We start from the raw sequence: 20,151 nt of genomic DNA, 5'->3' as shown, positions 1-20,151 counted from the left end.
CTTAGGCAGCTAACAAAGGAGGGATTGTAAGGAGGTTTGTCTACGAATGCCTTAGCGGATAGGTCGGGAAATTGTGAACACCGAACAAATGTAGGAGTGAGCCTGCTCGCGATAGCACTCTGACATTCAACATTTTCGTTGACTGATAAAACGCTATCGCGAGCAGGCTCACTCCTACAGAGGATGGAGGCGGATCAGAAAAGTTTCAGTGGTTCTTCGTTAAGCGCGGACAGTTGCTCACGCAACGCCAACACCTGATCACCCCAATAACGCTCGGTGCCGAACCACGGAAAGCTGTGCGGGAACGCCGGGTCATCCCAGCGCCGCGCGAGCCAGGCGCTGTAGTGCATCAGGCGCAGGGCGCGCAGCGGTTCGATCAGCGCCAGCTCACGCGGGTCGAAATCGTGGAACTCGTTGTAGCCATCCATCAATTCCGACAACTGCCCCAGGCATTCCTGACGATCACCGGCGAGCATCATCCAGATGTCCTGCACCGCCGGGCCCATGCGGCAGTCGTCGAGGTCGACGATGTGGAACATTTCGTCGCGGCACATCATGTTGCCGGGGTGGCAATCGCCGTGCATGCGGATGTTCTGGTGCGGTGTGTTGGCGTAAGCATCTTCCACGCGCTTGAGCAGGTCGCGGGCGACGGACTCGTAGGCCGGCAGCAGGCTTTTCGGAATGAAATTGCCTTCGAGCAAGGTGTTCAACGACGCGTGGCCGAAGTTCTGCACAGCGAGAGCTTCGCGGTGTTCAAACGGCTTGGTCGCGCCGACCGCGTGAATCCGCCCGAGCAACTGGCCGAGGCGATACAGCTGGTCAAGATTGCCCGGCTCCGGCGCCCGGCCGCCGCGACGCGGAAACAACGTGAAGCGGAAACCGGCATGCTCGTGCAGGGTTTCGCCGTTGTGGATCAGCGGTGCCACCACCGGGATTTCCACGTCGGCCAGTTCGAAGGTGAATTGGTGCTCTTCGAGGATGGCTTCGTTGGTCCAGCGTTGCGGACGATAGAACTTGGCGATCAGCGGTTCGGAGTCTTCGATGCCGACCTGATAGACGCGGTTTTCGTAGCTGTTGAGCGCCAGAATGCGCGCATCACTGAGAAAGCCAATGCTTTCAACGGCATCGAGCACGAGGTCGGGTGTGAGGGTTTCAAACGGGTGGGCCATGCTGACTCCTGCGCGCAGCAGGCTGCCGCGTCCGGCCCAGCATGGTAGCGCAGATGGCAGCGGGGGAGTTGGTTGGTGTCTGTGCTGACGCCATCGCGAGCAGGCGAAGGCCTACAGGGGAACGCACGCATTCCAAATGTAGGCCTTCGCCTGCTCGCGATGAGGGTCTGTCAGGCGCCGACGATTCCACCGTCCTCACGGGTAATCGCCATCACCGAAGACCGCGGCTTGCCATTCGGCAGATGCTCAGGGAAGGTCGACCCCCCGTTTTCCCCCGGATGCTGAATCCCGACAAACAGGGTTTTCTGATCCGGCGAGAAGCTGATCCCAGTGACTTCACAGCCAATCGGCCCGACCATGAACCGGCGAATCTCACCGGTCTTGGGATCGGCACACAGCATCTGGTTGTTGCCCATCCCGGCAAAGTCGCCGGCGTTGCTCGAATCACCATCAGTGAGAATCCACAAACGCCCAGCCTTGTCGAAACCCAGGCCATCCGGGCTGTTGAACATGTTCTGCGGGGTGATGTTCTTCGAGCCACCCTTCGGCGTCCCGGCGTGCACGCCCGGGTTGCCAGCGACCACAAACAGGTCCCAGGCAAATGTCTTCGACGCGTGATCGTCACGGTCGGTGCGCCAGCGCAGGATCTGCCCGTAAACGTTCTTCTCACGCGGGTTCGGCCCGCCCACCGGCTGGCCGTCTTCGCCGCGCTTGGCGTTGTTGGTCAGGGTGCAATAGACCTGGCCGTCCTTGGGGCTGACGACGATCCATTCCGGGCGGTCCATGCGCGTCGCGCCTACGACACTGGCGGCAAGGCGTGCGTGGATCAGCACTTCGGCCTGATCGGCAAAACCGCTGCTGGCGTCGATACCGTTTTTGCCGTGAGTCAGCTCGATCCACTGGCCTTGGCCTTTCGGGTGATCGGGGTTGCTGTCGCCGTTGTCGAATTTCGCCACGTACAGGGTGCCGTGGTCGAGGATGTCGCGGTTAGCCTTGGCGTTGCGGTGGTTGATGCGGTCGCGGCTGACGAATTTGTAGATGAATTCGCCACGCTCGTCGTCGCCCATGTACACCACGGCGCGACCATCATCGGTCTCGGCCAGTGCGGCGTTTTCATGCTTGAAGCGGCCCAGCGCGGTGCGTTTGACCGGAGTCGATTGCGGGTCGAACGGATCGATCTCGACCACCCAGCCGTGACGGTTGAGTTCGTTGGGGTTTTTCGCCATGTCGAAGCGCGGATCGTACGGGTGCCAGTTGATCTCGCGGCTGGCGACCGAGACGCCGTAGCGCTTTTGCGCCGGGTCGAACTGCTGCTGGGCGTTGCTGCTGCCGAAGCAGTCGGTGAAGTTTTCTTCACAGGTCAGGTAAGTGCCCCACGGCGTTTTACCGTTGGCGCAGTTCTGGAACGTGCCGAGGACTTTCTTGCCGTGTTTGTCGGCCGCGGTTTTCATCAGGTCATGACCGGCCGCCGGGCCGCTGATGCGCAACGGCGAGTTGCCGTGAATGCGCCGGTTGTAGCGCGAGCCCTGAACGAACTGCCACTGACCGTTCTTGCGTTGCACTTCGATCACCGAAACACCTTCGCAGGCCAGCGCCTTGCGCACGTCTTCGGCCGATTGCGGCATGCCGCCGTGCGGGTAGAGGTAGCGATAGTTGGTGTATTCGTTGTTGATCGCCATCAACGCGCGGTTGCGGTCGTCGGGGAAGGCGAACAGGCTCATGCCGTCGTTGTTGTCGCCGAACTGCACTTCCTGTGCGGCGGCGGTGCCGTTGCCGCTCGGGTCGAACGCCGGGCCGTTCTTTTGCAGGGGCTGCCCCCAACTGATCAGCACCGAAGACTTGTAGCCTTTGGGCAATGTGATGACGTCGGTGGTCGCGGCGGGAATGCTCTCGAAACCGAGCAAGCGGCTATTGCCGGCGCTGACGCCGGTGGCCAGTGCGCTGCGGCTCAACAGACTACCGCCGAGGAACATTGCCGCGCCGCACAGTGCGCCAGCGCCGATGAAACCGCGACGGCTGAGGCCGACCATTTTTTCCAGGTCAGTGGATTGGTTTTCTTCTAATAGGCTCACATCAGGCTCCCTGCTTGGTTTTGGCAGCTACCTTAATGAGCGTCGATGACGCTTTCGTTGCAGCGCCGGATTACAGCGGCGTGCCGATCAGCACGTTGGACGGCGAAAACTGCACCTGCACCGGTTGTTCCACGCTCAATCCGCGCGTGCGCAAGTCGAGCGGCTCAGCCAGGGCGCAGAGGGTATGGCCGTTGGGCAGGGTAATCCGTACTTCGCTCGGGCCGTCCTCGGCGTCGAGAATCGCTTCGATGGTGCCCTTCAGAAGATTGTGACCAGACGTTGCAGATTGCGCGCTGCCGAGCAATTCCAGCCAGCCGGCCTTGATCAGGGCCACCACTTCGGTACCGGCCTGCAGCTCCAGATGCACGGTGCTGTCATGGGTGATCTGCGCGTCGAGGCACAGCCCTTCGGCCAGTTCGAGGCGGATCAGGTCATTGCGGCCCTGCGCTGCGATTGCCACGACTTTGCCGTGCAACTGATTGCGCGCGCTGGTTCTGAGCATCAAGCGACCGAGCAGGTCGAGGTCGCTGGCATCTTCCGCTGCCTCCAGCACCTGCGCCTGCAAGGCCTGCAATTTTTGGTACAGACGCAAAACGCGCTCGCCTTCGCTGGAGAGTTTCGCGCCGCCACCACCCTTGCCGCCGACGGCACGCTCGACCAGCGGTTTCTGCGCGAGGTTGTTCAGCTCATCGATGGCATCCCACGCCGCTTTGTAACTCAGTCCGGCGCTTTTTGCGGCGCGGGTGATCGAGCCCTGTTCGGCGATGTGTTGCAGCAGAGCGATGCGCTGCGGACGGCGGACGATGTGCTGGGACAACAGGGAAGGCATGGACATGGATGGATGCTTTTTTGTGGCGGTGGCGTGGAAGTTGGCCGCTAGCGACGCGAGAGTCAAGCCTGACACAGAACCCTGTGGGAGCGAGCCTGCTCGCGAATGCGGAGTGTCAGCCAGCATAAATGTGGAATGTGCTGGCCCCTTCGCGAGCAAGCTCGCTCCCACAGGGAATGGTGTTGGCTTCAGCTTCCGGGTTTTGGCGTGCGCGCCAGACAGTAGACATCGACCCGCGCCGCGCCCGCGTTCATCAGCAGCCGGGCCAGAGCCTGTGCGGTCGCGCCAGTGGTCAGCACATCATCAATCAACGCCAAATGCCGGTCTTTTACATGCGCATCCGGCACGAGGCCGAAGGCATTGCGCAAATTATGTTTACGCGCCTTGGCATCAAGATCCTGCTGGGCACCGGTCTCCTTGATTCGGCGCAGAACCTGTTCTTCGCACGGCAGATCCAGCGTCTGACTCAACCAGCGCGCCAGCATCGCCGCTTGGTTGAACCCCCGTTGGCGCAGACGTTTACCCGCCAGCGGCACCGGCAACAACACATCCGGTCTGGGCAAACCCTCATCGAAGCGATGTTGCAGGCATTGCCCGAGAACGTCGGCGAGCAGGTGGCCAAACGGCCATTTCGCGTTGTGTTTAAAGCGCGTAATCAAGCTGTCCACCGGGAAGCCATACGTCCACGGCACAACGACCTGTTCGAATGCCGGAGGCTCTAGCAGGCATTCACCACAGGTCATGTCCGCCGCCGCCAGCGGCAGCGCACAGGTGATGCAGTGATCTCCCAGCCACGGCAGATCGGTTTCGCAAGCCACGCAGATTGGCATTTCTGCTTCTGCAGGCTCATCGCAAAGCAAGCAGATCTGTACATTATTTAAACAGATGTAAACCTGTCCTTCGTATCGTGGTTGACAGCGCATGACTCTTCCTTAAATATGCCGAACATCCGTGTCGCGCCTGTGGGTATTCCGTTCCCGCAGCCGCCAGCCAAGCATAACCAAGGAACTACCCATGAGCGCGAGCACTACCGCCACCCTGCGTCACGACTGGTCTCTGGCCGAAGTCAAAGCACTCTTCGTACAGCCATTCAACGACTTGCTGTTCCAGGCGCAAACGGTGCACCGCGCACATTTCAACGCTAACCGCGTGCAGGTCTCGACCCTGCTGTCGATCAAGACTGGCGCCTGCCCGGAAGACTGCAAGTACTGCCCGCAGTCCGGTCACTACAACACCGGCCTTGAAAAAGAAAAGCTGATGGAAGTGCAGAAGGTCCTCGAAGAGGCGGCACGCGCCAAGGCCATCGGTTCGACGCGTTTCTGCATGGGGGCGGCGTGGAAGCACCCGTCGGCCAAAGACATGCCGTACGTGCTGAAAATGGTCGAAGGCGTGAAAGCCATGGGCCTGGAAACCTGCATGACCCTTGGGCGTCTCGATCAGGATCAGACCGAAGCGCTGGCCAAGGCCGGCCTCGATTACTACAACCACAACCTTGATACGTCGCCAGAGTTCTACGGCAGCATCATCACCACCCGCACTTACAGCGATCGCCTGCAAACGCTGGCTTACGTGCGTGAATCCGGGATGAAGATCTGTTCCGGCGGCATTCTCGGCATGGGCGAGTCGCTGGACGACCGCGCCAATCTGCTGATCCAGTTGGCCAACCTGCCGGAGCATCCGGAGTCGGTGCCGATCAACATGCTGGTGAAAGTCGCCGGCACGCCGCTGGAAAACGCCGAAGACATCGACCCGTTCGACTTCATTCGTATGCTCGCTGTGGCGCGGATCCTCATGCCGCAGTCCCACGTGCGCCTGTCCGCTGGCCGCGAAGCGATGAACGAGCAGATGCAGGCTCTCGCATTCTTTGCCGGCGCCAACTCGATTTTCTACGGCGACAAGTTGCTGACCACGGCCAACCCGCAGGCGGACAAGGACATGCAGTTGTTTGCGCGTCTGGGCATCCAGCCAGAGGCCCGAGAGGAGCATGCCGACGAGGTTCACCAGGCCGCGATCGAGCAGGCGCTGGTGGAGCAGAAGAGCAGCGAGCAGTTCTACAACGCCGCCGTCTGAAAGCGGCCGGATTCCTCTGAAGGAATGCCAAACCCCTGTGGGAGCGAGCCTGCTCGCGAAAGCGGTGCCTCAGTCGACATTGATGTTGGATGTGAAGGCCTATTCGCGAGCAGGCTCGCTCCCACATGGGATCTGTGTCACTTGAAAGTCGAGGCCTGCATGTCTTTCGATCTCGCCGCACGCCTTGCTGCCCGTCGTGCCGAAAACCTCTATCGCCAGCGACCGCTGCTCGAGTCCCCGCAGGGGCCGGAAGTGGTGGTCGACGGCAAACCGCTGCTCGCGTTCTGCAACAACGATTACCTCGGTCTGGCCAATCACCCGCAAGTGATCGAAGCCTGGCGCGCCGGTGCTGAACGCTGGGGCGTTGGAGGCGGTGCCTCGCATCTGGTGATCGGCCACAGCGGCCCGCATCACGCACTGGAAGAAGCATTGGCTGACCTCACCGGGCGTCCGCGTGCGCTGCTGTTCACCACCGGTTACATGGCCAATCTCGGCGCCGTCACGGCGCTGGTCGGGCAGGGCGATACGGTGCTGGAAGATCGGCTCAATCACGCGTCGTTACTGGATGCGGGTCTGTTGTCCGGCGCGCGTTTCAATCGCTATCTGCACAACGACCCGGTGAGTCTGGCCAAACGCCTGGAGAAAGCCACCGGCAACACATTGGTAGTCACCGACGGTGTGTTCAGCATGGACGGCGACCTTGCCGACTTGCCGGCACTCGCCCGCGAAGCCAAGGCCAAAGGCGCGTGGTTGATGGTCGATGACGCTCACGGTTTCGGGCCGTTGGGTGCCAACGGTGGTGGCATCGTCGAGCACTTCGGTTTGAGTCAGGAGGATGTGCCGGTGCTGGTCGGCACCCTCGGTAAAGCCTTCGGCACCGCTGGCGCTTTCGTCGCCGGCAGTGAAGAGCTGATCGAAAGCCTGATCCAGTTTGCCCGCCCGTACATTTACACCACCAGCCAACCACCAGCGCTGGCCTGCGCGACGCTGAAAAGCCTGGAGCTGCTGCGCACTGAACATTGGCGTCGAGAACATCTGCAAACGCTGATCCGTCAGTTCCGCCATGGCGCCGAGCAGATTGGCCTGGAGTTGATGGACAGCTTCACGCCGATCCAGCCGATCATGATTGGCGATGCCGGGCGCGCGGTGCGGTTGTCGCAGATGTTGCGCGAGCGCGGTTTGATGGTCACCGCCATCCGCCCGCCAACCGTGCCTGCCGGCAGCGCTCGCTTGCGCGTGACCCTGACCGCCGCGCACAGCGAGGCGCAGGTGCAGCTATTGTTACAGGGACTGGCCGATTGCTTTGCCCAACTGTCGTCGGAGCCAAGCCATGCGTGATCGCCTGATTCTGCTGCCCGGCTGGGGCCTCGGTGTGTCGCCGATGGAGCCTCTGGCTGCGGCGTTGCAGGGGCTCGACGAACATCTGAAAGTGGAAATCGAGCCGCTGCCGCAGTTGGATTCCAGCGATCCGCAAGACTGGCTCGACGAACTCGATGAACGTATTCCCCACGACGTGTGGCTCGGTGGCTGGTCGCTGGGCGGCATGCTTGCGTCCGAATTGGCCGCACGTCGGGGTGAACATTGCTGCGGCTTGCTGACGCTGGCGAGCAATCCTTCTTTTGTTGCTCATGAACAATGGCCGAATGCGATGCCCGGCGAGACCTTCGATGCGTTCCTTGCCGGTTGCCAGGCCGATCCGCGGATGACTCTCAAGCGTTTCTCGTTGCTGTGTGCTCAAGGTGCGCAAGATCCGCGCGGCTTGTCGCGGCTGATGCTCGGCGGCGCACCGCAGACGGCGCCCGGCGCGTTGATGGCAGGACTGGAACTGCTCGCGCAACTGGACACCCGTGAAGCGTTGCTAGCGTTTCGTGGCCCACAGTTTCATCTTTTTGCCGGGCACGATGAGCTGGTGCCTGCCGAAGCGGCGGGGGCGTTATTCGCGCTGTTGCCGGATATCGAAATAGGTCTGATTGAACAGGCCTGTCATGCGTTTCTTCTGGAAGACCCCCACGGACTGGCGGGTGCTATCCAGGCTTTTCTACACGAGTGCGGTGATGACTGATTTGTCTCTAGTGCTGCCTGGCGGCTTGCCTGACAAACGCCAGGTCGCGGCCTCTTTCTCTCGTGCGGCGGCCAGTTACGACAGCGTCGCCGAGTTGCAACGTGATGTCGGTACACAGTTGCTGCAGCGATTGCCCGAGGAATTTGTGCCTGCGCGTTGGCTGGATCTGGGCTGTGGCACGGGTTATTTCACTCGCGCGCTGGCTTCGCGGTTTGCCGAGGGCCACGGTCTGGCGCTGGATATCGCCGAGGGCATGCTCAATCACGCGCGGCCATTGGGCGGTGCCGAGCATTTCATCGCCGGCGATGCGGAGCGGCTGCCGCTGCAGGATTCGACCTGCGACCTGATTTTCTCCAGCCTCGCCGTGCAGTGGTGCGCGGACTTCGATGCAGTGCTCAGCGAAGCTTTTCGCGTGCTGAAACCGGGTGGGATTTTTGCGTTTGCTAGTCTTTGTGCAGGGACGTTGTTTGAGTTGCGCGACAGTTGGCGGCAGGTCGACGGGCTGGTGCACGTCAATCGCTTCCGCGAGTTCGTCCGGTATGAGCAATTGTCTGCGGCCAGTGGCTTGCGCACGTTGAGTCTGGAGAATCAGCCTCACGTGTTGCACTACCCGGATGTGCGCAGTCTGACCCACGAACTGAAAGCGTTGGGTGCGCACAATCTGAATCCTGGGCGGCCGGGCGGTTTGACCGGCCGCGCGCGGATTCTCGGGCTGGTCGAAGCTTACGAGCAATTCCGTGAGGCGTCGGGATTGCCGGCGACTTATCAGGTGGTCTACGCCGTGTTGGAGAAACCCGTATGAGCGCAGCCTATTTCATCACCGGAACCGACACAGACGTCGGCAAGACCACCGTTGCCGCCGGGTTGCTGCATGCGGCGCGTTCTGCCGGGTTGAGCACCGCGGCGGGCAAACCGGTGGCGTCCGGGTGCGAAGTGACGCCGAAGGGACTGCGCAATGCCGACGCGCTGGCGCTGTTGGCCGAGTGTTCGTTGCCGCTGAGTTATCAACAGGTCAATCCTGTGGCGTTCGAGCCGGCCATTGCTCCGCATCTGGCGGCGCGTGAAGCGGGTGTCGCGTTGACCGTGCAATCGCTGCTGGCGCCGATGCGTGAGATTCTGGCGATGAATGCCGATTTCACTCTGATCGAAGGCGCGGGTGGTTGGCGGGTGCCGTTGGCGGATCAGGATAATTTGTCGGATCTGGCGATTGCGCTGAGGTTGCCGGTGATTCTGGTGGTGGGCGTGCGGCTGGGTTGCATCAGTCATGCTTTGCTGACAGCCGAGGCGATTGCTCGCGATGGGCTGCAATTGGCAGGGTGGGTGGCGAATATCATTGATCCGAAGACGTCGCGGCTGGAGGAGAATCTGGCGACATTGGCTGAGCGGATCCCAGCGCCCTGTTTGGGTCGAGTGCCGAAACTCAAGGCGTTGAGTGCGGAAGCGGTGGCGGCTCATCTGCAACTGGATTTGCTCGACTAAGCTTTTCTCTATGGGCAGGCACTGTGCCATTAGTGTTTTTGACGGGTGTTTTTCTGGCGCCTCTGCTTCAATGGCAGCCATTGATCCTTCCCAAGGATGAGAACCGTTATGGAAATCTCCGGTAACACAGCTTTTTATGCAGGCCTGAGCTCGATTCAGAGCGGGCAGAACCGCGTCGATCAGGCTGCCAGCCAGATTGCCAATAATACGATTGAACGTTCGGTGACCAGCCAGTCTTCGCAAGTGCAGGTTGATCGTCTGCGCGGCGTGGATCGTGCCCAGCAATCGGATCTGGCCAGCAATATGGTCGAGATGTCCCAAGGCAAGATCCAGGCAGAGCTGGGAGTGAAAGTCGCCAAAGCCTCCGACGAAGTGCTCGGTACGATCATCGACACCTTCGCCTGATTTTTCGCAATCTGCATCCTGAACGCCGCGCCTTGTCGCGGCGTTTTTCGTTGTAAGTCCTTCTCCCTCAACTAATCTTTTTTCAGCGCCCGTGGCTCATTCGAACGCATGGCGGTTTGCTGTGCCCGGCGTTTGAAAGGTGCGATGACGAACGGCAAAAGATCGATGCTTGACAAGAATTCGGCGTAAACGTATGTTTCAAACAACTGTTTGACCGTCACAACAAATCAACACGGTCGTTCATTCCCGGTTACATCAGCAGAGGTTTATCGCTATGCCTGACTACAAGGCCCCCTTGCGTGATATTCGCTTCGTTCGTGACGAACTGCTCGGCTACGAAGCGCACTATCAGAGCCTTCCGGCTTGCGCAGACGCAACTCCGGACATGGTTGACGCCATTCTCGAAGAAGGCGCCAAGTTTTGTGAGCAGGTACTGGCACCGCTGAACCGCGTGGGCGACCTCGAAGGTTGCACCTGGAGCGAGTCCGGCGTGAAAACCCCGACTGGCTTCAAAGAGGCTTACAAGCAATTCGTCGAAGGCGGCTGGCCAAGCCTCGCCCACGACGTTGAGCACGGCGGCCAAGGCCTGCCGGAGTCGCTGGGTCTGGCAGTGAGTGAAATGGTTGGCGAAGCCAACTGGTCGTGGGGCATGTACCCAGGCCTGTCGCACGGCGCGATGAACACCATCTCCGAGCACGGCACCCCAGAGCAGCAAGAAGCCTATCTGACCAAACTGGTCTCCGGCGAATGGACCGGCACCATGTGCCTGACCGAGCCGCACTGCGGCACCGACCTGGGCATGCTGCGCACCAAGGCCGAACCTCAGGCTGATGGTTCTTACAAAGTCTCCGGCACCAAGATCTTCATCTCGGCCGGCGAACACGACATGGCCGACAACATCGTCCACATCGTACTGGCCCGCCTGCCGGACGCACCGGCTGGCACCAAAGGCATCTCGCTGTTCATCGTTCCAAAGTTCATGCCGAATGCCGATGGCACTGTCGGTGAGCGCAACGCAGTGAGCTGCGGTTCGCTGGAACACAAGATGGGCATCCACGGCAACGCCACTTGCGTGATGAACTTCGACGGCGCTACCGGTTTCCTGATCGGCCCGGCGAACAAAGGCCTGAACTGCATGTTCACCTTTATGAACACCGCACGTCTGGGTACCGCACTGCAAGGTCTGGCCCACGCCGAAATCGGTTTCCAGGGCGGCTTGAAATACGCTCGCGATCGTCTGCAAATGCGCTCGCTGACTGGCCCGAAAGCGCCGGACAAAGCCGCTGACCCGATCATCGTGCACCCTGACGTACGCCGCATGCTGTTGACCATGAAGGCTTTCGCCGAAGGCAATCGCGCGATGGTGTACTTCACCGCCAAACAGGTCGACATCGTCAAATACGGTGTCGATGAAGAAGAGAAGAAGAAAGCCGACGCACTGCTGGCCTTCATGACCCCGATCGCCAAGGCGTTCATGACCGAAGTCGGTTTCGAGTCCGCTAACCACGGCGTACAGATCTACGGCGGCCACGGCTTCATCGCCGAGTGGGGCATGGAGCAGAACGTTCGCGACAGCCGCATTTCGATGCTGTACGAAGGCACCACCGGTATCCAGGCGCTCGACCTGCTCGGCCGTAAAGTGCTGATGACTCAAGGCGAAGCTCTGAAAGGCTTCACCAAGATCGTCCACAAGTTCTGCCAGAACAACGAAGGCAACGAAGCCGTTGCAGAATTCGTCGCACCGCTGGCTGCAATCAACAAGGAATGGGGCGAGCTGACCATGAAGGTCGGTATGGCCGCCATGAAAGATCGCGAAGAAGTCGGCGCGGCCTCCGTGGACTACCTGATGTACTCCGGTTATGCCTGCCTGGCTTACTTCTGGGCCGACATGGCGCGTCTGGCCGCTGAAAAGCTGGCAGAAGGCAGCGGCGACGCGGCGTTCTACACCGCCAAGCTGCAAACCGCGCGCTTCTACTTCCAGCGCATCCTGCCGCGTACCCGTACGCACGTGGCCACCATGCTGTCGGGCGCCAACAACCTGATGGACATGAAAGAAGAAGACTTCGCGCTGGGTTACTAAGCTCTAGCGCTGTTTCATGAAAACCGCTGCTCCCGTTGGGGGACAGCGGTTTTTTTGTTGGCGAATCGCTCAGATAGTCGGGCTTCCGGCCGTTAAAGAGACAGTGTGTGATCTGGATCACATTGTGTGGGCTTGGCTGCACTTTGCAGGCACAATGCCATCTCTTTGATATGACGGGTCGGAGCTTTACCCTTGCCGCGTTCTTCCGCTGTACGTTTCAGCCATTTCCTACCTTCACTGCTGTTGTTACTCGCGGGGTTGGCGGCTGCGTACGTCAAAGACCTCAACGTGTTCTTCACTTCGCTGTTCAATGTGTTGCCGACGTTGGTGCTGTTGTTGGGTGGTGCTTATTGCGCGGTTTACCGCCGTCAGCGCGAGCTGTTTCTGATGCTCACGGTGTACATCGCCTACTTTCTCCTCGATACCCAGACCGACTATTACCGCGACAACGGCAAGGTCCGCGAAGACGCTGCGGTGGTCTTCCACTTGGTCTGTTTATTGCTGCCGTTGTTATTCGGCTTGTTCGCCGCCTGGCAGGAACGAACACATCTGTTCCAGGACATGGTCGCGCGGTTCGCCGTGTTGCTGGCCTTTGGCAGTGTGGCGTTGGGCCTTGAGCAAAGTTATCCCCAGGCTTTGCTGATCTGGCTGTCGGAGATCCGCTGGCCGGCGCTGCATGGCGCATGGATGAGCCTGATCCAGCTGTCCTATCCGGTGTTTATCTCGGCATTCCTGTTGCTCGCCTGGCAATACTGGCGCAATCCGCGCCCGCTGCATGCGGCGCAACTGGTCGGCTTGCTCGGCGTGTTCTGGATGCTGCCGAAAACCTTCATCCTGCCGTTTACCCTCAACATCATGTGCAGTCAGGTGATGTTGATGATTGCCGCTGCGGTGGCGCACGAGGCTTATCAAATGGCCTTCCGTGACGAACTCACCGGTCTGCCGGGCCGCCGCGCACTCAACGAACGCATGCAGCGCCTTGGCCGCAACTACGTGCTGGCGATGAGCGACGTCGATCACTTCAAGAAATTCAACGACACCCACGGTCACGATGTCGGTGACCAGGTACTGCGTCTGGTCGCCAGCAAGCTGTCGAAAATCAGCGGTGGCGGTAGGGCGTATCGCTACGGTGGTGAGGAATTTGCTCTGGTGTTCGCAGGCAAAACCCTTGAAGAGTGCATGCCGCATCTTGAGGTGATCCGCGAGTCGATTGCGTCCTACAGCATTCAACTGCGCAATCAGGAAAACCGTCCGCAGGATGATCAGCAAGGTCGTCAGCGCCGGGCCGGCTCGGGTGCCTCCAGCGTATCGGTGACGGTGAGCATCGGCGTCGCCGAACGAGTGGAACAGCGCAACCCGGAACAAGTGCTGAAGTCTGCCGACGAGGCGCTCTATGCCGCAAAAGGTGCGGGGCGTAATTGCGTGATGGCATACGGACAAAACCGCCGCGGCGCGGTGCGCATGGACACGGCCGCAGGTTGAGTGATGACGGCGCATTCAGCGTCTGCACAATGATTGTGGGGCGTGGTGGCCGGCAGTAGGTTGAGGAAATCTGCTGACGGAGAAGCCACCATGCCTGAGTACAAAGCTCCCCTGCGCGACATGCGCTTTCTGATCGACCACGTCTTCGACTTCCACGCCAATTACGCCACCCTCGGCGCGCACGACGCCAGCCCGGACATGATCAACGCGATTCTCGAAGAGGGCGCGAAGTTCTGCGAGAACGTTCTGGCGCCGCTCAATCGCAGCGGTGACGAAGAGGGCTGCCATTTCGACAATGGTGTGGTGACAACGCCTACAGGCTTCAAGCAAGCCTTCGCACAATACGTCGAGGGCGGCTGGCACGGTCTGGCAGCAGATCCGGTTTACGGCGGCCAGGGCTTGCCGAGTTCGCTGGGATTGGTGATCAGCGAAATGGTCGGCTCCAGCAACACCTCCTGGGGCATGTACCCGGGCCTGACTCATGGCGCGATGTCGGCAATCCATGCCCACGGCACTGCCGAACAAAAAGAAACTTACCTGAGCAAACTCACCGCCGGGCAATGGACCGGCACCATGTGCCTGACCGAAGCCCACTGCGGCACCGACCTGGGCATCATCAAGACCCGCGCCGTGCCTCAGGCTGACGGCAGTTATGCGGTCACCGGCAGCAAGATTTTCATTTCTGCTGGCGAGCACGACATGAGCGACAACATCATCCATCTGGTGTTGGCGAAACTGCCGGACGCACCGGCAGGGACCAAAGGGATTTCGCTGTTTATCGTGCCGAAGTTCTTGCCGGATGCGGCGGGCGAAGCAGGCGAGCGCAATGGCGTTTCCTGCGGTTCGATCGAACACAAGATGGGCATCAAGGCGTCGGCCACTTGCGTGCTCAACTTCGACGGCGCCAAAGGCTACCTGATCGGCGAACCGAACAAGGGCCTGAACTGCATGTTCACCATGATGAACCACGCGCGGCTCGGCACCGGCATGCAGGGGTTGTGTCTGGGCGAGGCGAGCTTTCAGGGCGCGATCAAATACGCCAACGACCGCTTGCAGATGCGCTCGCTGACTGGCGCCAAAGCCCCGGACAAAGTGGCGGATCCGATCATCGTCCACCCGGACGTGCGGCGCATGTTGCTGACCATGAAAGCTTTCAACGAAGGCAACCGCGCGCTGACCTACTTCACCGCGCAGTTGCTCGATGTCGCGCACCTGAGCAGCGACGCCGAGGCACGGCAGGAGGCGGAAGATCTGTTGGCGTTCCTCACGCCGATCTGCAAAGCGTTCATGACCGACACCGGGCTGGAAGTGACTAACCACGGCATGCAGGTGTTTGGCGGCCACGGCTTCATTCGCGAGTGGGGCATGGAGCAGTTGGTTCGCGACTGTCGGATTGCGCCGATCTACGAAGGCACCAACGGCATTCAGGCGCTGGATCTGCTGGGCCGTAAGGTGCTGGGCAGTCAGGGTAAGTTGCTGCGTGGCTTCACCAAAATCGTCCACAAATTCTGCGCAGCCAACGCCGAGCATCCGCAACTGGGCAGTTTCGTTGCGCAACTCAATGAGTTGAACCAGCAGTGGGGCGACCTGACCATGAAGGTCGGCATGGCGGCGATGAAGAACCCGGATGAAGTGGGCGCGGCGTCGGTGGATTACCTGATGTACAGCGGTTACATCATTCTCGGTTATCTGTGGTTGCGCATGGCGTTGGTGGCGCAGGCGCAATTGGAAGCGGGCGAGGGTGAGGCGGATTACCTGCGGGGCAAATTGGCGACGAGCGAGTTTTACTTCAAGCGCTTGTTGCCGCGTACGGCGGCGCATCGAGCGGCGATCGAGGCGGGGAGTGAGTGTTTGATGAAGTTGCCGGCGGAAATGTTTGCGCTTTAAGCAAGATCAAAAGATCGTCCGATCGCGGCCCGAGCCTTCGGCAGCTCCTACATGGGACCGAGTTTTATCTGTAGGAGCTGCCGCAGGCTGCGATCTTTTTTCGGTGACTAAAAATAACAAATCAGTCACTGGTTGACCCTATGTGTCGCAAAAGTTGTTGAGGTACACTCCGGCTCAACGAAAACACCATTCCACGAATCACCTGTTTAGATCTTGCGAGGTTTGCCATGGCTGACTACAAAGCGCCGCTGCGCGATATGCGCTTCGTCCTCAATGAAGTATTCGAGGTCGCCAAACTCTGGGCCGAACTGCCAGCGCTGGCCGAGACCGTCGATGCCGAAACCGTTGAAGCCATTCTCGAAGAGGCCGGCAAGGTCACCAGCAAAAGCATCGCGCCACTGAGCCGTGCCGCTGACGAAGAAGGCTGCCACTGGGCCGACGGTGCCGTCACCACCCCGGCCGGTTTCCCACAGGCTTATCAGACTTATGCCGAAGGCGGCTGGGTCGGCGTTGGCGGTGATCCGCAATACGGCGGCATGGGCATGCCCAAAGCCGTGTCGGCGCAAGTCGAAGAAATGGTCAACTCCGCCAGCCTGTCGTTCGGTCTGTACCCGATGCTGACCGCCGGCGCCTGCCTGTCGATCAACGCCCACGCCAGCGAAGAGCTGAAAGCCGCCTACCTGCCGAACATGTATGCCGGCATCTGGGCCGGTTCGATGTGCCTGACCGAGCCGCATGCCGGTACCGATCTGGGGATCATTCGTACAAAAGCCGAGCCTCAGGCCGACGGTTCCTACAAGGTCAGCGGCACCAAGATCTTCATCACCGGTGGCGAACACGACCTTACCGAAAACATCATTCACCTGGTGCTGGCGAAACTGCCGGACGCCCCGGCGGGCCCGAAGGGCATCTCGCTGTTCCTCGTGCCGAAGTTCATGGTCAATGCCGATGGCAGCCTGGGCGCACGCAACCCGGCGACCTGCGGTTCGATCGAACACAAGATGGGCATCCAGGCGTCCGCGACCTGCGTGATGAACTTCGACGAAGCCGTCGGTTATCTGGTCGGCGAGCCGAACAAAGGCCTGGCCGCGATGTTCACCATGATGAACTACGAGCGTTTAGGCGTCGGCATTCAAGGCCTGGCCACCGGCGAGCGTTCGTATCAGAACGCCGTTGAATACGCCCGCGACCGTCTGCAAAGCCGTTCGCCGACCGGCGCGCAGAACAAGGACAAAGTCGCTGACCCGATCATCGTCCACCCGGACGTGCGGCGCATGCTGCTGACCATGAAAGCCTCGAACGAAGGTGGACGCGCGTTCTCCACTTACGTGGCGATGCAACTCGACACTGCCAAGTTCAGCGAAGATGCCACCACCCGCAAACGTGCGGAAGATCTGGTTGCGTTGCTGACGCCGGTGGCCAAAGCGTTCCTTACCGATCTGGGTCTGGAAACCACCGTGCACGGCCAGCAGATTTTCGGCGGCCACGGCTACATCCGCGAGTGGGGTCAGGAGCAACTGGTGCGTGACGTGCGCATTACCCAGATCTACGAAGGCACCAACGGTATTCAGGCACTGGACCTGGTCGGGCGCAAGATCGTCGGCAGTGGTGGCGCGTTCTACAAACTGTTCGCCGATGAGATCCGCCATTTCACCGCTACCGCCAGTGCCGATCTGGGCGAATTCACCAAACCGCTGAACGATGCCGTCGGCACCCTCGACGAGCTGACCTCGTGGCTGCTGGATCGGGCGAAAACCAACCCGAACGAAATCGGCGCGGCTTCGGTCGAATACCTGCAAGCGTTTGGATACGTTTCCTACGCCTACATGTGGGCATTGATGGCCAAAGCCTCACTGGGCAAAGAAGCGCAGGACGATTTCTATGCCAGCAAGCTCGGCACTGCGCGCTTCTATTTCGCCCGTTTGCTGCCGCGTATTCACTCGCTGAGCGCGTCGGTCAAGGCGGGTAGCGAGTCGTTGTTCCTGCTGGATGCAGCGCAATTCTGATGTGATCGCGTCATGTAAGCATTCTCTTACATGACGTGCTGCTGTTCTCCCATAGGCGCGGATTGGATCCACGGCTAATCTACATTTCATGGACGTCGCGCAGGAAGCGCAAAGCAACAACACGGACACGTAGGATTCTGCCAGGGTGGCGGAGTGAAATGGATGTCAGGGAAACAGTCTGCAAAGCCCCGCTTCGGCGGGGTTTTCTTTTGCCTGAAGAAAAGAGCTCAGACCAAAGGATCTCTCTCTGGCCGCACTTCACGCGCCATCACTTCCTCCAGCAATGTCTGCAACAGCGCCAAAGGCGCCTGCTGACGCTGCACATCGCGACAGACCAGGCCCACTTTCAGCGGTACCCGCGGTTCGCTCAGCGGTTTCCACAACAGATCCTGATCGTCGTATTCCTTCTGCGAACGCCCGGGCAGCACCGTCGCCAGTCTGGTGTGCGGCAGACTGTCGAGAATCCCCACCATATTGTTCAGCTCGGCCTGCACTTGCGGGCGTCGTCCCAGGGCGGTCAGTTGCGCCTGCCAGATCTGGCGGATCTGAAACTCTTCGCCCAACAGCAGCATGGGCAGTTCTGCCGCTTGGCGCATCGAGACTTTCTTGAATTCACGCAACGGATGATCCGCCGGGATCACCAGCGTCAGTTCATCTTCGTAGAGCATTACGCCGTGCAGCCCAGGTTGGCGTGGCGGCAGATAACTGATGCCGATGTCCAATGAACCGTTGAGCAGTCGCCGCTCGATCTCAAGTCCGGTCAATTCGTAAATTTGCACCACCAGATGCGGTTGCGCCTTGCGCACCCGTTCGAGCATTTGCGGCACCAGACTGGTGTGAACCGTTTGCAGCACGCCAATCGCCAGCGTACGCAAGGCCTGGCCCTTGAAGTTGCCCAATGCCTCGCGCGCCCGTTGCAAGCCATCAAGCAATGGCAAGGCATGGTTGTACAGCGTGTGCGCGGCGAGAGTTGGCAGCAGGCGTTTGCTGCTGCGTTCGAACAGAGTGACGTCGAGGTTTTGCTCGAGTTGGCGGATCTGCTGCGACAGTGCCGGTTGCGAGATCGACAGGCGTTCAGCGGCGCGGCCAACATGACCTTCTTCGTAGACCGCGACGAAATAACGCAGTTGTTTGAAATCCATAAGTAATGCTTATCGAAAATGCTGGGAAATCGAAATGGCCCGCGGGCGTCAGTGAGCCTAGTCTAACCGTATTCACAAGGCTTACAGGGCCAGAAAACGCGATGAATAGCGTTCGCTTCGACAGTGTTTGCATAGGCAGTTCAAAACACCTGAAACGAGGTGTTTTTCAATGAATCTGTTCAGTTTGCGGCGTCAGACGCCGAGTCTTGATGACCTCGCTTTCGAGGCCAATCCATCTGACCATAACGAAAATCTCAGCGCCGAGCGCCTGATGCCCAGCGTCGGACGGCCGCAACAGGTATTCATCCGTGGTCAGGGTTCGTGGCTATGGGACAGTAACGACCGCGCTTACCTGGATTTTTCCCAAGCTGGTGGCGCCAACAGCCTCGGCCACAGCCCTTCGGCGCTGGTGAAAGCCATCAGCAGTCAGGCGCAGGCGCTGATCAATCCCGGATTCAATCTACACAATCGCGGCATGCTCAGCCTCGCCGAACGCCTGTGCGCCGCGACCTCCAGCGATCAGGCTTACCTGCTCAACAGCGGCAGCGAAGCCTGTGAAGCGGCGATCAAACTGGCGCGCAAGTGGGGCCAACTGCATCGCGGCGGCGCGTCGCGGATCATCGTTGCGAAGCAGGGGTGTCATGGCCGTAGTCTGGCGACGATTTCCGCCTCGGACAGCTGCAACCTGCACAACCGTTTCGCGCCGCTGCTGCCGGGTTTTGATCTGGTGCCGTTCAACGATTTACCGGCGCTGCATGCGGCGGTCGATGCGCAGACCGTGGCGATCATGCTGGAGCCGATCCAGAGTGATGCCGGTGTAATCCCGGCCACCGAGCATTACCTCAAGGGTGTCGAGCGTCTGTGCCGTGAACTGGGCATTCTGCTGATCCTCGACGAAGTGCAAACCGGTATCGGCCGCTGCGGCGCTCTGCTCGCGGAACAGTCCTACGGCGTGCGCGGCGATATCGTCGTGCTCGGTAAAGGGCTTGGCGGCGGTGTGCCGTTGGCGGCATTGTTGGCGCGGGGCAAAGCATGTTGTTTCGAGGCCGGCGAGCTCGGCGGTACGCATCACGGCAATGCATTGATGACGGCGGCCGGTCTGGTAGTGCTCGACAGCGTGCACGACCGCAGCTTCCTCCAGCAGATCTACGACAACGGCCAATACCTGCGCGAAGGCCTGGCTCGATTGGCGCACCGCTATGACCACGGCGAATTGCGCGGCCAAGGCCTGTTCTATGGTCTGACCCTGTCGGACGATTCCGCCGATGCTGTGGTCCATGCAGCCCTGCACGAAGGCCTCCTGCTCAATGCCCCGCAAGCCAACTGCTTGCGCTTCACCCCAGCGCTCACCGTGAGCAAAACCAACATCGACGAAATGCTCCTGCGCCTGGGCCGCGCCTTCTCGCGAGTGCGCACCGCACAACTGCAATGCCGCAAGGGGATTGCCGTCTGAGCTGAAGTTTCCTAC

At 60.2% G+C, this 20,151-nt stretch carries 16 protein-coding genes; 11 read left to right on the top strand and 5 right to left on the bottom strand.

Features of this window, described 5'->3' with window-relative positions:
• Window positions 1-194 precede the first annotated feature (194 nt).
• From AB4N44_RS14770 to AB4N44_RS14755, 4 genes are all read right to left on the bottom strand, one after another.
• Window positions 195-1,169 (bottom strand): serine/threonine protein kinase, encoded by a 975-nt coding sequence (locus AB4N44_RS14770; protein ID WP_110720743.1) that lies wholly within the window; start codon window positions 1,167-1,169, stop codon window positions 195-197.
• Window positions 1,170-1,339: 170 nt separating this feature from the next.
• Complete coding sequence (locus AB4N44_RS14765) at window positions 1,340-3,241, bottom strand: PhoX family protein (protein WP_093429938.1); 1,902 nt, start codon at window positions 3,239-3,241, stop codon at window positions 1,340-1,342.
• A gap of 70 nt (window positions 3,242-3,311) precedes the next feature.
• On the bottom strand, window positions 3,312-4,076 hold the full coding sequence (locus AB4N44_RS14760) for a TOBE domain-containing protein (protein ID WP_150749687.1): 765 nt from the start codon (window positions 4,074-4,076) through the stop codon (window positions 3,312-3,314).
• A gap of 182 nt (window positions 4,077-4,258) precedes the next feature.
• On the bottom strand, window positions 4,259-4,993 hold the full coding sequence (locus AB4N44_RS14755) for a double zinc ribbon domain-containing protein (RefSeq protein WP_460108603.1): 735 nt from the start codon (window positions 4,991-4,993) through the stop codon (window positions 4,259-4,261).
• Between the two features lie 91 nt (window positions 4,994-5,084).
• Between AB4N44_RS14755 and bioB the strand changes: the two genes are divergently transcribed.
• The 10 genes from bioB to AB4N44_RS14705 all read left to right on the top strand — a co-directional run bounded on the left by bioB (window position 5,085) and on the right by AB4N44_RS14705 (window position 17,541).
• Complete coding sequence (gene bioB, locus AB4N44_RS14750) at window positions 5,085-6,140, top strand: biotin synthase BioB (protein WP_460108605.1); 1,056 nt, start codon at window positions 5,085-5,087, stop codon at window positions 6,138-6,140.
• 159 nt (window positions 6,141-6,299) lie between these two features.
• On the top strand, window positions 6,300-7,478 hold the full coding sequence (bioF, locus tag AB4N44_RS14745) for an 8-amino-7-oxononanoate synthase (protein ID WP_127930023.1): 1,179 nt from the start codon (window positions 6,300-6,302) through the stop codon (window positions 7,476-7,478).
• Window positions 7,471-8,202 (top strand): alpha/beta fold hydrolase, encoded by a 732-nt coding sequence (locus AB4N44_RS14740; protein WP_127930022.1) that lies wholly within the window; start codon window positions 7,471-7,473, stop codon window positions 8,200-8,202. Before bioF ends, AB4N44_RS14740 begins: the two co-directional genes overlap by 8 nt.
• Window positions 8,195-9,004, top strand: coding sequence for a malonyl-ACP O-methyltransferase BioC (gene bioC, locus AB4N44_RS14735; RefSeq protein ID WP_150749685.1), 810 nt, complete (start codon window positions 8,195-8,197; stop codon window positions 9,002-9,004). The genes AB4N44_RS14740 and bioC overlap by 8 nt, the downstream gene beginning before the upstream one ends.
• Entirely contained in the window at window positions 9,001-9,681 is a 681-nt protein-coding gene (gene bioD, locus AB4N44_RS14730; RefSeq protein WP_127930020.1) for a dethiobiotin synthase, read from the top strand. Before bioC ends, bioD begins: the two co-directional genes overlap by 4 nt.
• A gap of 108 nt (window positions 9,682-9,789) precedes the next feature.
• Window positions 9,790-10,086, top strand: coding sequence for a pyrroloquinoline quinone biosynthesis protein PqqE (locus AB4N44_RS14725; RefSeq protein ID WP_160042094.1), 297 nt, complete (start codon window positions 9,790-9,792; stop codon window positions 10,084-10,086).
• Between the two features lie 274 nt (window positions 10,087-10,360).
• Window positions 10,361-12,166, top strand: a complete 1,806-nt coding sequence (locus AB4N44_RS14720) for a phenylacyl-CoA dehydrogenase (RefSeq protein WP_127930018.1) — start codon at window positions 10,361-10,363, stop codon at window positions 12,164-12,166.
• Window positions 12,167-12,358: 192 nt separating this feature from the next.
• On the top strand, window positions 12,359-13,648 hold the full coding sequence (locus tag AB4N44_RS14715) for a GGDEF domain-containing protein (protein WP_127930017.1): 1,290 nt from the start codon (window positions 12,359-12,361) through the stop codon (window positions 13,646-13,648).
• A gap of 90 nt (window positions 13,649-13,738) precedes the next feature.
• Window positions 13,739-15,535: an acyl-CoA dehydrogenase C-terminal domain-containing protein gene (locus AB4N44_RS14710; RefSeq protein WP_127930016.1), complete on the top strand. Its 1,797-nt coding sequence runs from the start codon at window positions 13,739-13,741 to the stop codon at window positions 15,533-15,535.
• A gap of 227 nt (window positions 15,536-15,762) precedes the next feature.
• Window positions 15,763-17,541, top strand: a complete 1,779-nt coding sequence (locus AB4N44_RS14705; protein ID WP_316917213.1) for an acyl-CoA dehydrogenase C-terminal domain-containing protein — start codon at window positions 15,763-15,765, stop codon at window positions 17,539-17,541.
• Between the two features lie 227 nt (window positions 17,542-17,768).
• On the opposite strand, the gene AB4N44_RS14700 is transcribed toward AB4N44_RS14705, so the two are convergent.
• Entirely contained in the window at window positions 17,769-18,683 is a 915-nt protein-coding gene (locus AB4N44_RS14700; protein WP_127930014.1) for a LysR family transcriptional regulator, read from the bottom strand.
• A gap of 169 nt (window positions 18,684-18,852) precedes the next feature.
• Here AB4N44_RS14700 and AB4N44_RS14695 point away from each other — a divergent pair, with 169 nt between their 5' ends.
• A complete protein-coding gene (locus AB4N44_RS14695) occupies window positions 18,853-20,136 on the top strand; it encodes an aspartate aminotransferase family protein (protein WP_460108609.1) in 1,284 nt (427 codons plus the stop codon).
• Window positions 20,137-20,151 lie beyond the last annotated feature (15 nt).

Source organism: Pseudomonas sp. S3_C06, assembly GCF_054667675.1.
This window is presented reverse-complemented; position numbering and strand designations above follow the sequence as displayed.